The sequence below is a fragment of the Catenuloplanes japonicus genome, from assembly GCF_000717135.1.
GTDB classification, from domain to species: Bacteria; Actinomycetota; Actinomycetes; order Mycobacteriales; family Micromonosporaceae; genus Catenuloplanes; species Catenuloplanes japonicus.
Genome location: NZ_JNXY01000001.1, coordinates 390,007 through 405,464 on the forward strand (window position 1 = coordinate 390,007; position 15,458 = coordinate 405,464).

Annotated in this window: 7 protein-coding genes and 1 tRNA gene; 3 read left to right on the plus strand and 5 right to left on the minus strand. The window is 72.4% G+C overall.

What is annotated here, in order from left to right:
• Positions 1-161: 161 nt before the first annotated feature.
• Genes recC through recD form a run of 3 tightly spaced genes read left to right on the plus strand, consistent with a single transcriptional unit; the run spans position 162 to position 8,805 of the window.
• The gene (gene recC, locus OP04_RS01870; RefSeq protein ID WP_033337624.1) at positions 162-3,458 is read left to right on the plus strand and encodes an exodeoxyribonuclease V subunit gamma; all 3,297 of its coding nucleotides are present in this window, start codon (positions 162-164) and stop codon (positions 3,456-3,458) included.
• Positions 3,455-6,892 (plus strand): UvrD-helicase domain-containing protein, encoded by a 3,438-nt coding sequence (locus OP04_RS01875; protein ID WP_232323429.1) that lies wholly within the window; start codon positions 3,455-3,457, stop codon positions 6,890-6,892. The genes recC and OP04_RS01875 overlap by 4 nt, the downstream gene beginning before the upstream one ends.
• On the plus strand, positions 6,889-8,805 hold the full coding sequence (gene recD, locus OP04_RS01880; protein ID WP_051796936.1) for an exodeoxyribonuclease V subunit alpha: 1,917 nt from the start codon (positions 6,889-6,891) through the stop codon (positions 8,803-8,805). The genes OP04_RS01875 and recD overlap by 4 nt, the downstream gene beginning before the upstream one ends.
• Before the next feature lie 12 nt (positions 8,806-8,817).
• Here recD and OP04_RS01885 read toward each other — a convergent pair.
• The 5 genes from OP04_RS01885 to OP04_RS01905 form a co-directional block, all read right to left on the minus strand.
• Positions 8,818-8,890, minus strand: a tRNA-Gly gene (locus OP04_RS01885).
• A 40-nt stretch (positions 8,891-8,930) separates the two neighbouring features.
• Positions 8,931-12,203, minus strand: a complete 3,273-nt coding sequence (locus OP04_RS01890; protein ID WP_051796937.1) for an NACHT domain-containing protein — start codon at positions 12,201-12,203, stop codon at positions 8,931-8,933.
• 103 nt (positions 12,204-12,306) lie between these two features.
• On the minus strand, positions 12,307-13,143 hold the full coding sequence (locus OP04_RS01895; protein ID WP_051796938.1) for a carbohydrate ABC transporter permease: 837 nt from the start codon (positions 13,141-13,143) through the stop codon (positions 12,307-12,309).
• Positions 13,140-14,054, minus strand: coding sequence for a carbohydrate ABC transporter permease (locus OP04_RS01900; RefSeq protein ID WP_033337625.1), 915 nt, complete (start codon positions 14,052-14,054; stop codon positions 13,140-13,142). The genes OP04_RS01895 and OP04_RS01900 overlap by 4 nt, the downstream gene beginning before the upstream one ends.
• A gap of 60 nt (positions 14,055-14,114) precedes the next feature.
• A complete protein-coding gene (locus OP04_RS01905) occupies positions 14,115-15,428 on the minus strand; it encodes an ABC transporter substrate-binding protein (RefSeq protein WP_033337626.1) in 1,314 nt (437 codons plus the stop codon).
• Positions 15,429-15,458 lie beyond the last annotated feature (30 nt).

Sequence of the window (15,458 nt, forward strand, 5' to 3'; positions counted from 1 at the left end):
TTTCTTCCCGCTTCGCGGTGGTCGCGGTCCGCATGCTCCCGCGGGCACCGGTCGTCGCTGGCGCTCCTCCCTGCCGGGTCCGTGGGTGGTGGCGTTTCGAACAAAGACCTTTTGGGCGGATATAGGGGGACGAAGGCCGTACCATCGGGCTCGGGGTACTCATGTTGCGCGTGCACCGGGCCGAGCGGGCGGACCGTCTGGCGGAGGCGCTCGCGGGGGTGCTGCGGGAACCGCCCGGCGATCCGTTCGCGCCGGAGGTGGTGGCGGTGCCGTCGCGCGGCGTCGAACGCTGGCTGGCGCAGCGGCTGTCGCACCACCTCGGGGCGGCGGACGGCCGCGGCGACGGCGTCTGCGCGAACGTGGGGTTCCCGTCCGTCACCGAGCTGATCGCGCGCGTGGGGGCGGCGGTCGGCGGGCCGGGGCGTGCGGAGGACCCGTGGCGGCCGGCGCACCTCGTCTGGGTGCTGCTCGACGTGATCGACCACGGCATGTCCGAGGCGTGGTGCCGGCGGCTGCGCGTCTATCTCGGCGCGGACGACGCGGACGACGTGCGGCGCGGGCGGCGGTACGCGACGGCCTGGCGGCTGGCCCGGCTGTTCGACTCCTACGGACTGCACCGCCCGGACATGATCACGGCGTGGGCCGGCGGCGACGACGCGGACGGGCTCGGCGGGCACCTGCCGGACGATCTGCACTGGCAGGCGGAGCTGTGGCGTCGCGTCCGCAAGCACCAGACCGTGCCCAGCCCGGCCGAACGCCTCACCGATCTCTGCGACGTGCTGCGCCGCGAACCGGACCGGGCCGCGCTGCCCGCCCGCGTCTCCGTCTTCGGCCCGACCCGGCTGCCGGCCGCGCACGTCACGGTCCTGGCCGCGCTCGGCGACCGCCGCGACGTGCACCTCTGGCTCCCGCACCCGTCACCCGCGCTCTGGGACCGGGTGGCGCCGCACGCGACCGCGCTCCACGGCCCGGTCGCCCGCGCCACCGACCCCACCCGCGACCTGCCGAGACACCCGCTGCTCGCCTCCCTGGGCCGGGACGCCCGCGAACTCCAGCTCACGCTCGCCGGCGCCGCGACCGTCCACCACCCCGCCGCACCCCGCCCGGACACGCTCCTCGGCCGCCTCCAGCAGGCGATCGCGGACGACGTGCCGGTCGACGCGTCGGCCGGCGGGCTCCAGACCGCCCCGCGCCCCGCGCCGGAAACGGACGACGCCCGTCTCCCGCCGGATCGCGCCCCCGCGCCGGTTGCCACGGGCGCAGCGGACCGCAGCGTGCAGGTGCACGCCTGTCACGGGCCCGTACGGCAGGTGGAGGTGCTGCGGGAGGTGATCCTGGGACTGCTGGCGGCGGACGAGACGCTGGAGCCGCGGGACATGCTGGTCATGTGCCCGGACATCGAGACGTTCGCGCCGCTGATCTCCGCCTCGTTCGGGCTCGGGGCCGCGCTGCCGCCGGGGACCGGGCACCCGGCCCACCGCCTGCGCGTCCGGCTCGCCGACCGTGCGCTGCTCCAGGTCAATCCGCTCTTCGGCGTCGCCGGGCGGCTGCTCGCGCTGGCGCACAGCCGGGTCACGGCCGCGGAGGTGCTGGACCTGATCGCGGAGCCGCCGGTACGACGCCGGTTCGCGCTGGACGACGACGATCTGGACCGGCTGCGTGACCTGGTGGTCCGCTCCGGCGTGCGGTGGGGGCTGGATCCGGAGCACCGGGCCCGCTACCGGCTGGACGTGCGACCGAACACCTGGGCGGCCGGCCTGGACCGGATCCTGCTCGGCGTCGCCATGTCCGAGGACGAGCTGTGCTGGCTCGGCACCGCGCTCCCGCTCGACGACGTCGACTCCACCGACGCCGACCTGGCCGGACGGCTCGCGGAGATCGTGGACCGGCTCTCGGCCACGCTGACGGCGCTGCGCGGCGAGCACCCGCTGACCGGCTGGATCGCCGCGATCCGGGACGGCGTGCACGGCCTGACCAGCGTGCCGGACGCGGACGCCTGGCAGGCCGCCCGGTTCGACGCGGAGCTGGCCGACGTGGTCGCGACCGCGGGCGCGCACGCGAGGACGGTCCCGCTCGGCGGGCCGGACGTGGACGCGCTGCTGGAGGAGCGGCTGAGCGGCCGGCCGACCAGGGCGAACTTCCGGACCGGGGACCTGACGATGTGCACGATGGTGCCGATGCGTTCGGTCCCGCACCGGGTGGTGTGCGTGCTCGGGCTGGACGACGACAGCTTCCCGCGCGGGTCCGGCCGGGACGGCGACGACGTGCTCGGACGCACGCCGTGCGCGGGGGAGCGGGACCCGCGCAGCGAGGACCGCCAGCTGCTGCTGGACGCGGTGACGGCCGCGACCGAGCACCTGATCCTGTGCTACTCCGGCGCGGACGAGCGGACGAACGCGTCGCGGCCCCCGGCCGTACCCCTGGCGGAGATCGTGGATGTGCTGCGCGCACCGGTGACGCGGCACCCGCTGCAGGCGTTCGACGCGCGCAATTTCACGGACCTGCGCAGCTTCGACCGGGACGCGTGCGCGGGCGCTGAGGCGGCGGCCGGGCCGCGGCGCGATGATCCGCGGTTCCTGGACACGCCGCTGCCCGCGCCGCCGGTGGAGGACGTGATCCGGCTCGACGACCTGCGGCACTTCCTGGACGATCCGGTCGGCGCGTTCCTGCGGCGGCGGCTCGGGATCAGCTTCTTCGCGGACGACGAGGACCCGGCGGACGGCCTGCCGGTCGAGCTCGACGAGCTGGAGAAGTGGGGCGTCGGGGACCGGCTGCTGCGGGCCCGGCTGGCCGGCGCGGACCTGAGCCGGTGCGTGCAGGCGGAGTGGCGGCGCGGCGTCGTCCCGCCCGGCCCGCTCGGCGCACGCCTGCTGGACACGATCGGCGGCGACGCGGAACGCCTGGCCACGGCCGCGCTCCCGCACCTGACCGGCCTGCCGGACGCGCACGACCTGGAGGTGACGCTGCCGGGCGGGCGACGCGTGGCGGGCACGGTCGGCAGCCTGCACGGCGACGTCATCCTGTCGGCGAACTACGCGCGGCTCGGCCCGAAACACCGGCTGCGGGCCTGGCTGGCGCTGTGCGCGCTGACCGCGGGCGTGCCGGGGCGGCGGTGGCGGGCGGTGACGATCGGGCGGGACCGGTTCGGGGCGGCGCCACGCCGGTCGACGCTCGGGCCGATCGGGCACGACGTGGCGCTGCGGGTGCTGGCGGACCTGGCCGCGCTCTGGGACGAGGGGATGCGCGCGCCGCTGCCGATGGCGATGAAGACCTCGCACGCGTACGCCGAGGGCGGTCTGGAACATGCGAAGAAGGAGTGGAACCGGTTCGAGGCGCACGGGTCGGCGGCCACCATGGTCTGGGCCGGGCGGGCGATCGTCGCGGACGACCGGTTCGGCGAGCTGGCGCTGCGGGTGTGGGAGCCGCTGCGCGCGGCGGAGACGCTGGACCGGCCGTGAGCGGGTTCGACGTGTGCGGGCCGCTGCCGTCCGGGACGACGGTGCTGGAGGCGAGCGCGGGGACCGGGAAGACGTACACGATCGCGGCGCTGGCGGCCCGCTACGTGGCGGAGGGGCGGGCGCGGCTGGACGAGCTGCTGCTGGTCACGTTCGGCCGGTCCGCGACCGCGGAGTTGCGCTCACGGGTCCGCGCACGGCTCGTCGATATTTCGCGAAAAATCGGACAAAATCCGGGTGGGGATCCGCTCGCCGCGCTGCTCTCCGCCGTACCCCCGGATGAGCTGGAGAATCGTCGCGCCCGCCTCGCCGCCGCGCTGCGCGACTTCGACGCCGCCACGATCGCCACCACCCACCAGTTCTGCCACCGCATGCTCGCGGAGCTCGGCCTCGCCGCGGACGCGGACCCGGCAGCCACGTTCGCCGAGAACCTGAACGACCTGGTCACCGAGGTCGCCGACGATCTCTACCTGCGAAAGTACGGCGTGCCCGGCGCGGAGGAGCCACCGTTCGGCCGCCGGATCGCGCTGGAGATCGCGCGCGAGGCGGTGGCGGACGCACAGGCCCGGCTCGCGCCCTCCGGCCCGGACGTGCGCAGCCGGTTCGCCACCGCGGTCCGGTCCGAGGTGGACGGACGGCGGCGGCAGGCGCGGCTCTACTGCTACGACGACATGATCGACGGGCTGCACGCGGCGCTGGACGACCCGGACGTGCGGCAACGCCTACGGGATCGCTACGCGGTGGTGCTGGTCGACGAGTTCCAGGACACGGACCCGGTGCAGTGGAGCATCGTCGAGAAGGCGTTCCACGGGCACACCACGCTGGTGCTGATCGGCGACCCGAAGCAGGCGATCTACGGCTTCCGCGGCGCGGACGTGGTGTCCTACCTGGCGGCGGCCGACGCGGCACCCGCGCACGCCACGCTCGGGCGGAACTGGCGCAGCGATCCGGGCGTGCTCGCGGCGTGCGAGACGGTGTTCGGCGGGGCCGCGCTCGGGGACGCGCGGATCACGGTGCGTCCGGTCGCGGCCGCGCAGGCCGGCGCGCGGCTGCCGGGGCCGCCGTTCCGGCTGCGGGTGCTCGGTCGCGACGGGTTCACGCTCAACAGGAGCGGCCTGATCCCGATCGACGACGCCCGCGCGGCCGTCGCCGCCGATCTCGCCGCGGACCTGGCCGCGACGATCACCGCATCCGGCGACATCGCGGGTTCCGGCACCTCGAACAGCTCGCCGGGCGAGGCCGCCGAGCCGCCCGGTGAGGCCGTTCCCGTCACGACGCCCGGCGACATCGCGGTGCTGGTGCGCACGCACAAGCAGGGCACGCAGATCCGGGAGACGCTGGCCGCGGCCGGGATTCCCGCCGTGCTGGCCGGTACCACCAGCGTCTTCGGCACCCCGGCCGCCGCCGACTGGCTCGCGCTGCTGGAGGGCCTGGAACAGCCGCACCGGACCACCCGCGTCGCGGCCGCCGCGCTCACCGCGATCATCGGCTGGCCCGCCGACCGGCTCGCCGCCGCCGGCGAACAGGATCTCGAAGACCTCGGGGGTACGCTGCGCCGCTGGGCCACGCTGCTGACCGACCACGGCGTGGCCGCGCTGCTGGAGGCGATCACCGCGACCGGCCTCGCGCGGCGACTGCTGGCCCGGCGCACCGGCGAACGCCACCTCACCGACCTGCGCCACATCGGACTCGCGCTGCACACGGCCGCGGTCGAGGGCCGCCTCGGCCTGGCCGCGATCGTCGAATGGCTGCGGCACCGCATCGAGGACGCGCCCGCGGACGTCAGCCTGGAGCGCAGCCGCCGCCTCGAGTCCGACCTCGCGGCCGTGCAGATCCTCACCGTGCACGCCGCGAAGGGCCTCGAATACCCCGTCCTCTACCTGCCGTTCGGGTGGGACCGGCACGTGCCGTCCCAGCCCGAGCTGCTGCGCTTCCACACCGACGACGGCACGCGCGTGCTGGACGTGGCCGGGACGCGGGAGACCGAGGCGCTGCGCCGGCACCGGGCCGAGGAGGGCGGCGAGGATCTGCGGCTGCTGTACGTGGCGCTGACCCGGGCGAAGAGCCGGATCGTGGCGTGGTGGGCGCCGACCGCGAACACGAAGGAGTCCGCGCTGCACCGGCTGCTGATCGGCCGTCCGGCGCCGGGCGAGGTGCCGCCGGCCGCATGCCCGGTGCCGTCCGATGCGGACGCGCTGAGTGCGTTCCGGAGTCTGGCGTCACCGGTCTTCTCGGTCACGCCGGTGTCCGTGGCGGCGGCGCGGTTCACGCCCGCGCCGGTGGCGACGCCGGTGCTGCGGGCGGCGCGGTTCCGCCGACGACTGGACACCGGATGGCGTCGCACGTCCTACTCGCGGCTCACGTCCGGCGCACACGGCCCTTCCGGCGCTCACGGCGGGCCAGGTGCCGATGGCGTGTCCGGTGCTCACGAGGTGTCCGGGGCGGGTGACGGGCCCGGCGTCACCAGTGAACCGGCCGGGGACCTGCTCAACGATGAGGAGATCACCGGGTTCCGGGCGGAGGACACCGTGCCGGAAGGGCCGCCGTCGCCGATGTCCGGGCTGCCGACCGGCGCGGTGTTCGGCACGCTCGTCCACGCCGTGCTGGAGGATCTGGACACCACCGCGCCGGATCTCGGGGCCGCGCTGGCCGCCCGCGCCCGCCTCGTCCCCGGCCCCGCGGGCCTGGACCCGGACGTGCTCGCGGCCGCGCTGCTGCCGTCGCTGCGCACACCGCTCGGCCCGCTCGCGGACGGCCGCAGCCTCGCCGACTTCACGCCCGCGGACCGGCTGCCCGAGCTGGACTTCGAGCTGCCGCTCGCCGGTGGCGACGCCACCCACGCGGAGGTCACGCTGGGCGACGCGGCCGAGGTTCTCGCGGCGTGGGAGACCGAACCCCTGCGTGGGTACGCCGCGCGGCTGCGCGTGCCCGAACTGGCCGACCAGCCGCTGCGCGGGTACCTGACCGGCAGCATCGACGCGGTGCTGCGCGTGGACGGCCCCCGCTACCTGGTCGTCGACTACAAGACGAACTGGCTCGGCGACCTCGGACCGGCCGGGCCGGAACCGCTGACCGCGGGCCACTACCGTCCGTCCGCGCTCGCCGCCGCGATGGCCGCCGCACACTACCCGCTGCAGGCGCTGCTCTACGCGGTCGCACTGCACCGCTACCTGCGGTGGAGACAACGGGGGTACGACCCGGAGCGGCACCTCGGCGGCGTGCTCTACCTGTTCCTGCGCGGCATGTGCGGGCCGGCCACCCCGTCCGTCGACGGCGTCCCGCACGGCGTCTTCTCCTGGAAGCCCCCGGCCGGCCTGGTCCTGGCCCTGTCCACGCTGCTCGACGGGTCCGGGCCGCGCGACGGGACCCTGCCGCCGGGCGAGACCGTGTCGCCGGGCGACGGTGCGCCGACCGGCGGTGACGGGGGTGAGCCGTGACCGCGCCGGCGGTGGAGGTCGCGTGGAACGTGACCGGGTTGCTGGGGACGTTTCACCGGGCGGGGGTGCTGGCGCTCGCGGACGTGCACACCGCGCGCCGCGCCGCCACGCTCGGCGGCGAGGGGGACGAGACCGTGCGGCTCGCGGTGGCGCTGGCGGTGCGCGCGTTGCGGCACGGCTCGGTCTGTGTGGACCTGGCCGGGATCGCGCGCAGCGTGGCCGTTCTCGGCGACGACGAGCAGCCGCTCGACATCGGCGCCCTGCCCTGGCCCGCACCGTCGGCCTGGCTGGCCGCGTGCGCCCGCAGCCCGCTCACGACCGTGGGCGAGGGTGGCGGCGCGGCGGGATCCGGTGGGGGCGTTGGGGAGAAGTCGGTCACGGAGCGGAGTGGGGGAGTGCGGGGCGTACCCACGAGGGCTGGTGTTGCAGGGGTTGACGGGCGGCCGCTGCGGCTGGTGCGTGGGTTGTTGTATCTGGACCGGTACTGGCGACAGGAGGAGCAGGTGCGGCGCGACCTGCAGGAACGTGCTGCCGCCACGCCGCCGGTGACGGATCCCGGGGTGTTACGCGCGGATCTTGACCGATTGTTCGGGGAGCCGGAAGCGGAACGGCAACGGCTGGCGGCGGCGGTGAGTGCGTTACGGTGGGTGACCGTTCTGGCGGGCGGGCCCGGCACCGGGAAGACGACCACGATCGCGCGGCTGCTGGCCGTGCTGGCGCGGCAACCCGGACGCGCGCCGCGGATCGCGCTGGCCGCACCGACCGGCAAGGCCGCGGCCCGGCTGGAGGAGGCGGTGCGCGCGGCGGCGCTGTCACCCGCCGACCGGGCCGCGATCGGCGACCTGACGGCGTCGACGATCCACCGGCTGCTCGGCCGTCGCCCCGGCGCGCGCACCCGCTTCCGGCACGACCGGGCGAACCGGCTGCCCTACGACGTGATCGTGATCGACGAGACGTCCATGGTGTCGCTGACGCTGATGGCCCGGCTGATCGAGGCCGTGCGCCCCGACGCGCGCCTGGTCCTGGTCGGCGACCCGGACCAGCTCGCCTCCGTCGAGGCCGGCGCGGTCCTGGGCGACATCGTCCGGGCCGGCGGGAGACCGTCGCCCGAGCTCACGACCGGCCTGCGCGCGGTCTCCTGCGACACGCCCGTGGTCAACGGCGTGGTCACGCTGAACCGGACCTGGCGGTTCGGCGGCGCGCTGGCCACGCTGGCGTCCTCGATCCGGGCCGGCGATCCGGACGCTGTCCTCGACTGCCTGCGCGCGGGTCCGGCGATCACGTTCGTGGCGGAGGCGCAGCTGGAGCGTCCGCGTCCGTCCGGCGTGGAGGAGTTGCGCGCCGAGGTGATCACCACGCTGTCCACGGTGGCGGAGGCCGCCCGATCGGGTGACGTCGTCGGCGCGCTCGCGGCGCTGGACGAGCACCGGCTGCTCTGCGGTCATCGGCGCGGGTTCTACGGCGTGCGGCGCTGGACCGCCGAGATCGCCCGGTGGCGGGACGACCCGGTGCTGGGGGAGTGGCAGCCCGGCGTCCCGCTGCTGGTCACGGCCAACGATTACGACGGCGGCCTCTACAACGGCGACACCGGCGTGATCGTGTCGACGCCGGAGGGCCCGCGCGCCGCCTTCGCCCGTGGGGGTGACCCGGTCCTGATCCTGCCGTCACGCCTGTCCGACGTGCAACGGTTGTACGCGATGACGGTCCACCGCAGCCAGGGCAGCCAGTTCCGCCGGGTGACGCTGATCCTGCCGCCCGCGGGCTCACCGTTGCTGACCAGGGAACTGCTGTATACGGCCGTGACCAGGGCACAGTCGAGCCTGCGGGTGATCGGGAGCGAGGAGGCGGTGCGCGCCGCGGTGCTGACACCGATCGCGCGGGCGAGCGGCCTGCGGGAGAGCCTGGCTCTGTGAATCTCGTGAGAGAGCGGACGACGGGATTCGAACCCGCGACCCTCACCTTGGCAAGGTGATGCGCTACCAGCTGCGCTACGTCCGCATGTCAACTCGGTGTGTTGCTCCCGGCGACAGAGAGAACATTAGACGACCCCGTCCATCGACGTGACACCGGGGTTCCGGTTCGAGGCGATCGCCTGACGGAAGCGTTCGCTGAGGTCCGGGTGTGCGGGCCACTGATCGTCGAGCCTATCGGTCCTGAAGACATCGAGTTCGGCAAGCCGAATCCAGGTCAGCGCGATATTTCGGCTGTCCTTTTCTTCCGGAAAATTGAGGATGTTATGGAAGACCGACAAAAGTCGAGATATGGCCACATCGTTCTGTCGGCGAGGAGGTTCGAGGTGCGGCAGGACGCAGCGTGCAGCGGCGAGCCGCTCATCCTCGTCGAAGTAGAAATCTTGGTCGAACAACACGATGAGGACGTCGGCGGTCAGGTCAGCATCTGCCTGTGGATCGGTGGCCAAGCGGTCGAGGAGCAGGCGAGCGTAGCCGGAACCCTCACCTGCAGCAGCAATCGCACAGCGGAGATACGTGCTTCGACGGCTTGCGGAGTCCGTCTCCGACACCGGCATGGTCCAGGCTTCTAGCAGACTGTGCGCCGCCGAGGCATACTCCCCGTCGTCGAGTCGATGGAATGATCCGGTCGAGAACGGGAAGACTTCGAGGACCGGGGCGAGTGCGTGAAGCATGGCGTCGTCGAGGTTCCCACAGATCAGGTAGCCCTTACGGATAAGAGCCTTGGCGTCGTGCTGGGCGTAGTGGTCATGTCTCTCCTCCGTTCCACCGACCTGGTACGTCCACGACGGATCGAACGGCGATGGCACGATGTCCTCGCTGGTCAGCTCCAGCCGGATGTCGCGCTCGTTCCCGCTGTCGAGAGTCCGATGGAGTTCCAGCACGTAGCCGATGCTGGACCAGTCCTCGCTGCTCAGCTGTGAACGCCACAGCAGCGCCTCGCGGTGCCAGTCCGCAACCCGGTCCTCTCCGGCGCCGAAGAGCTGCCGCCCGCTGACCGTGCCGCCCAGGTAGACGGCCAGGAGCACGAGGTTCGCGCTGTAGGCGGCCTGGCGCACGGTGACCGACAGCCGCCGGGGCCGGTAGCCGGCGTTCGCGCGCGGCGGCCGCTCCTCGTGCACGGTCCGGAACAGCCGGATCACCTGCGCGGCCAGCGACTCTCGTTCCGCCGCCGGGAGCGCGTCGGCGAACTCGCCGAGGAAGCCCATGATCGGCGCGCGGCTGGAGAGCGGGCAGAACGAGAGGAGCGCGTGCAGCCGGTCGTCGGACACCGGCGCGTTGCCGAACCCGGACGCGGCCACCGCCTCCAGTTTCGCCACCTCGCGCAGCGCGGACCAGACGAGCCGGGCCACCAGGAACTCGCCGAACGTGGCGTGCAGGAACTCGTAGGTGTGCAGTTCGGCGCCGTCGCGGGTGGCCTGCGAGCGGTGGATGAAGAAGAACTTGCCGAGCATCCGTTCCGCGGCGCCGAGCGGTGCACGCCGTCCGAGCTGCCGGCCCGGCACCGGCGCGCCGGACAGCGCGGTCAGATCCTCCTCAAGGTCGGCCTCGGTGATCCACTGCGCGCCGCGGTTGAACATCGCCAGGCCCACCACGGACAGTCGGTCCAGCTCCTCCCGGATGGCCCGCTCGTCCGGCTCGGGCCCGCCCTTGGCCAGCTCGCGGACGGCGAAGTCGTGGAGCAGGCGACGGTACAGCTCGCCCTGCCCGAGATCCTCGGCGAGGTTCTGCAGCGCGTTGCTGTCCGCGTCGTAGAGCGCGCACATGAGCAGCAGCAGTGGCTGCCCGGCCAGGTCACGGTGGCGGAGCACCATCTCGGGGCCGAGCCGGGTCAGGCCCTGCACGGAGAAGTAGCCGGCGTTGGCCGCGTTCCAGGTGCGGAGCCAGGCCGTGACGCGATCCTCGTCGAACGGCTCCAGCCGCATCGCGACCGTGCCCTCCGGCGGGCGTGCCCGGTCGGCGACGCTGGTCCGGCTGGTGACCAGGACCGCGAGCGGCCGCCCCTGGTCGGCCTCCCGCTGCTGCAGGCGTGCGATCTTGATCAGGTAGTCGGTCTGGCTGACGCCGGTCGCCTGGAGCAGTTCGTCGAAGCCGTCCAGCAGTACGACCGGCAGCGCGTCCCCGGCGGTCCGGACCAGTGCGGGCCACTCCAGCCGTTCGCCGGTGGCGGTCCGCACCGCGTCCTCGATCTGTTCCTGCGGGTCGGCGTCGGCCGGCACGTCGCGCAGGACGACCCGGACCGGCATGAAATCGGCGGCGGGCAGGCGTGCGGCCAGGATCTTGGTCAGTACGGACTTCCCGGAGCCGGGCTGACCGAGCACGAGCAGAGGCGCGACCGTTGCCTGCGGCGAGGTGAGATGACCGGTGAGGAAGCCTTCGAGGTCGTCGCGGATCTCCCGCTGGTTCCACCACCGCTCCTCGTTGGACGGTGTGCCGGGCTGGATCTCTGCCACCCGGAACAGCGGCTCGACATATGCCTCGGCCAGCGTCGGGATCGTCAGGCCGGGCGGGGTGTCGGCCGCGTCGATCAGCGGTCGGTCGAGATCGCTGCGGTATGCGATGGCCAGTCCGGCCCGGCGTGCGTCCGGGACGCACCCGGTGGAGATCCTCGCCAGGATGCTGTGCACCTCGGAGAGCGTCGTGCCGAGCTGCCGGACTCCGGCCCGGGTCGCGGCGTGATCACGTCGTGCGGACCACGTCGCCACCTCGGGGAAGTCGACGGCGAACTGCCGGGACAGGTCGGCGTAACGGTCCACCGCTGCCGGCGGCAGGTCCGCGAAGACCTGGGCCGCGCGGTCCTGGGCGGTCTCGGTCAGCCGATCGTGCGGGTCGAGGCCCTGGACGAACCGGTGCACAGCGGCCGACAACCGGGTGTAGTAATCCGTCAGCCGCCCGTGAAAGTCCTCCTCGGGCTCGTGAGCCCTGGGCATCGGCACCGGAAGGTCGAGCGCGGTGTCGGTGACCTCGTCGGCGGCGCTCGCCGCCAGGTATTCCTGCTCGGCACGGTCGAGCTTGAGGTCCGCGAAACGGAACGGCAGGTCCGCGCGGTCGAGCGCCTCGAAGTAGGCGGTGACCACGAGGATCGAGTGCGCGGCGCTGATTCGCGCGGTCCGGCCGTGGCGGGACAGGCCGGACGACTGCGCCGTCAGCGACCGGACGAGCTTGTGGCTGAGCCGGACGACCTCGGCCTTCGCGTCGAACAGGCCGAGCACCGCCGCAGGCCCGAACGGCGCGGAGGCCAGCAGCAGCCCGCCGGCCACGACGTCCAGCGCGGCGACGATCGGGTTGTCCTGCCCGCCGAGCAACCGGGCGGCGTCCGAGTAGCTGAGCGTCCTGGCCATCGGCGTTCCTCGCGTCCGCAGTGGATGGACCACCCATCATGCCGGGCGCGCGCGACCGAGGAGGCCGCCCGCACCCCGGAAGAGGGATGCGGGCGGAAGCGGCTCAGCCCTTGACCCCGCCCGCGACCAGGTCGAGCTTCCAGTAGCGCTGGAGGAACAGGAACAACGCGAAGATCGGGATGATGGAGATCAGGGCGCCGGTGATGACCAGCGTATACAGCGCGGGCTGTGACGCACCCCGGTTGAGCAGGGAGTACAGGCCCACCGTCAGCGGGAAGCGGTCGTCGTTGGCGAGCATGATGTAGGGGAGGAGGAAGTTGTTCCAGATGCCGATGAACTGGAGCAGGAAGACCGTGACCAGGCCGGGCATCATGACGGGGAAGGCGATCGACCACAGCATGCGGAATTCGCTGGCGCCGTCGACGCGGCCGGCCTCCAGCATCTCGTCGGGGATGGACGCGGCGGCGTACACCTGGCAGAGGTAGATGCTGTAGGGGCTGATCACGCTGGGGAGGATGACGGACCAGTACGTGCCGACCAGGCCGGTCGAGGAGAGCAGCAGGTACTGGGGGATGGACAGCGTGATGCCGGGGACGAGCACGCCGGCCAGCAGCGAGCCCAGGATGACCGCGCGGCCGTGGAACCGGTACTTCGCCATGGCGAAGCCGCAGGCGGCGGAGACCAGCACGGTCAGGAACGCGCCGCCGCCGGCGTAGATGAGGCTGTTGAGCGTCCACTTCCAGAAGCGGCCGCCGCCGTAAGCATTGAGCTGAGAAACGTTCTCCGCGAAGCCGCCGTTGAAGGACGGGAATCCGGAGAACGTGGTGAACAGCTCGCCCGGACCCTTGGTGGACGCGAAGACCAGCCAGAGGATCGGGGCGAGGGAGTAGAGCGCGCCGATGACCAGCACGATCGTCGGCACGATTTTGAGGCGATTCACGCTGACCTCCTGGCGCGCAGCCGGAACACGGCCAGGGCGGCCAGGGACAACAGCACGGTGACCAGTGCCAGCAGCACCGAGGTGGCCGAGCCCAGGTAGACGTCGTTCTCGATGAACGCCTGCTGGTAGATCCGCATCAGCGGCACCCAGTCCGGCGTGATCGAGTTGGTGACGGACTTGACCGTGTTCGGCTCGCTGAAGACCTGGAGCATGCCGATCAGCGAGAAGACCGAGGTCATGATCAGCGCGGGGGCCAGCAGCGGGATCTTGATCCTCCAGGCGATCTGCCACTCGCTGGCGCCGTCGATCTTCGCGGCCTCGTAGACCTCGGCCGGCATGGCGCGCAGCGCGGTGTAGAGCACGACCATGTTGAAGCCGACCGAGCCCCAGATCGCGATGTTCGCGATGGAGAAGTAGATCGAGACGTCGCCGAAGAAGTCCGGTGCGGGCAGGCCCAGCTCGGTGAACGCCCGGGTGATCGGGCTGACCGCGGGCAGGTAGGTGAAGCCCCACAGGACGGACGCGATGACGCCGGGCACCGCGTACGGCAGGAAGATCGAGATCCGGGTGAAGCCCTTGAGGCCCACCCGGGGTACGTCGAGCATGAGCGCGAACGACAGCGCCAGGCCCATGGTGACCGGCACCATGATCACGCCGTAGGCCAGCATGCGGACCAGCGCCTCGTACATGGCCGAGTCGGTGATCGCGGTGACGTAGTTCTCCATCCCCACGAAGACCTCGGTGCGCACGCCGAAGCCCTTTCCGCGGACGCGCATGGCGTGCAGGCTGAGCCAGATCGCGTACCCGATGGGGATGAGGAAGAAGGCGATGAAGAGCACGACGGCCGGCAGAGCCATCAGGTAGGGCGCCGCGCCGGGGCCACGGCGGCGCCGCCGGGAAACAGTGGTCATGTTGCACGCATCCGTTCTGGACCAGAGGCCCGTCGGCAACAGCCGACGGGCCGGACAGCGTTACGCGACCTGGTAGCCCTGCTTCTTGAGGTCGTCGACCGAGGTGGTCTGGACCTGGTCCGCGACCGCGGCGAAGTCGGTCTTGTTCTTGACCGCGGTCGGCAGCAGGTCCTCGAACGCGCCGTACGCCACGTTCGTGTTCGGTCCCCAGCTGTCGAAGCCGCGCGCGGTCTTCGCGATCGCGGCCGCGGTCGTGTAGTAGTCGGGCTGGTTGCTCATGTACTCCGGCGCGTTGCCGAGCATGTCCGCGCCCTGGCCGACCGTGGCCGCCGGGTAGAGGCCGATCTTGACGAGCGCCGCGACCGCCTCCGGGTCCGCCGTGATCCACCGGGCGAACTTGGCGGCCGGCGCCTTCTGCTTCGAGGACGCGGCCACGCCGGTCGACGAGCCGCCCCAGAAACCGGTGACGTTCTCGCTCGCGGACCACTGCGGCAGCGGGGCGACCTTCCACTTGCCCTTGGTGCCGGGCGTGACGCCGGCGAGCACGCCCGCGCCCCAGACCGCGCTCGGCCACGCGATGATGGTGCCGTCGCTCATCTGGCTGTTCCACTGCGGCGTATACATCGGGTCGCCCAGCAGGTCGCCTGCGTTCACCAGCCCGCTCCAGAACGCGAGCATCTTCTTGGTGGCCTCGTCGTTGATGCCGACCTTCCAGGCGTCGTTGGCGTTGCTCCACCAGTTCGCGCCGGCCTGCTGCGCGAATCCGGCCAGCCAGCCCGCGTCACCCGGTGAGAACGTGGTCAGATACTTGGCAGGGTCCTTCGCGCGCACGGCCTTGGCCAGCACGCCGAACTCCTCCCACGTCTTCGGCACGGAGAAGCCCATCTCGGTGAAGATGTCCTCGCGGTAGAACAGCATCATCGGGCCGACGTCCTGCGGGATCGCGTAGGTGGCGCCGCTGAACGAGGTCAGGTTCCAGGTGCCCTCCGCGAACGCGCCCTTGATCGGGTCGATCACGCTGGTGATGTCCTGCAGCGCGTTGTTCGTGATCAGCGTCGGCAGCGCCTGGTACTCGGCCTGGATCACGTCGGGCGCGTTGCCGGCCTTGGACGCGGTCAGGAACTTCGACACCAGCTCGTCGCTGGCGGCCTGGCCGGACAGCTGTACCTGCTGGGTGGGGTTCTTCGAGTTCCACAGGTCGACGACGGTCTGGATGTTCTCCGCCCAGGACCAGAAGACGATCGTGGCCGGCGCGTTCTCGTCGCCCTCGATCGCCGGGGCCGCGCCGTTCTCGCCGCCCTCGTCGTCGCCGTTGCCGCAGGCGGCCAGGAGCATGGTGGCGGCCGAGGTGGCCAGCAGGGTCCTTCTACGCATGATCTTCTCCGCTTTACAGGTAAATATCGA

Coding starts and splice junctions, on each gene's coding strand:
- recC (WP_033337624.1), top strand. CDS start 162: ATGTTGCGCGTGCACCGGGCCGAGCGGGCGGACCGTCTGGCGGAGGCG.
- OP04_RS01890 (WP_051796937.1), bottom strand. CDS start 12,203: ATGGCCAGGACGCTCAGCTACTCGGACGCCGCCCGGTTGCTCGGCGGG.
- OP04_RS01900 (WP_033337625.1), bottom strand. CDS start 14,054: ATGACCACTGTTTCCCGGCGGCGCCGCCGTGGCCCCGGCGCGGCGCCC.
- OP04_RS01905 (WP_033337626.1), bottom strand. CDS start 15,428: ATGCGTAGAAGGACCCTGCTGGCCACCTCGGCCGCCACCATGCTCCTG.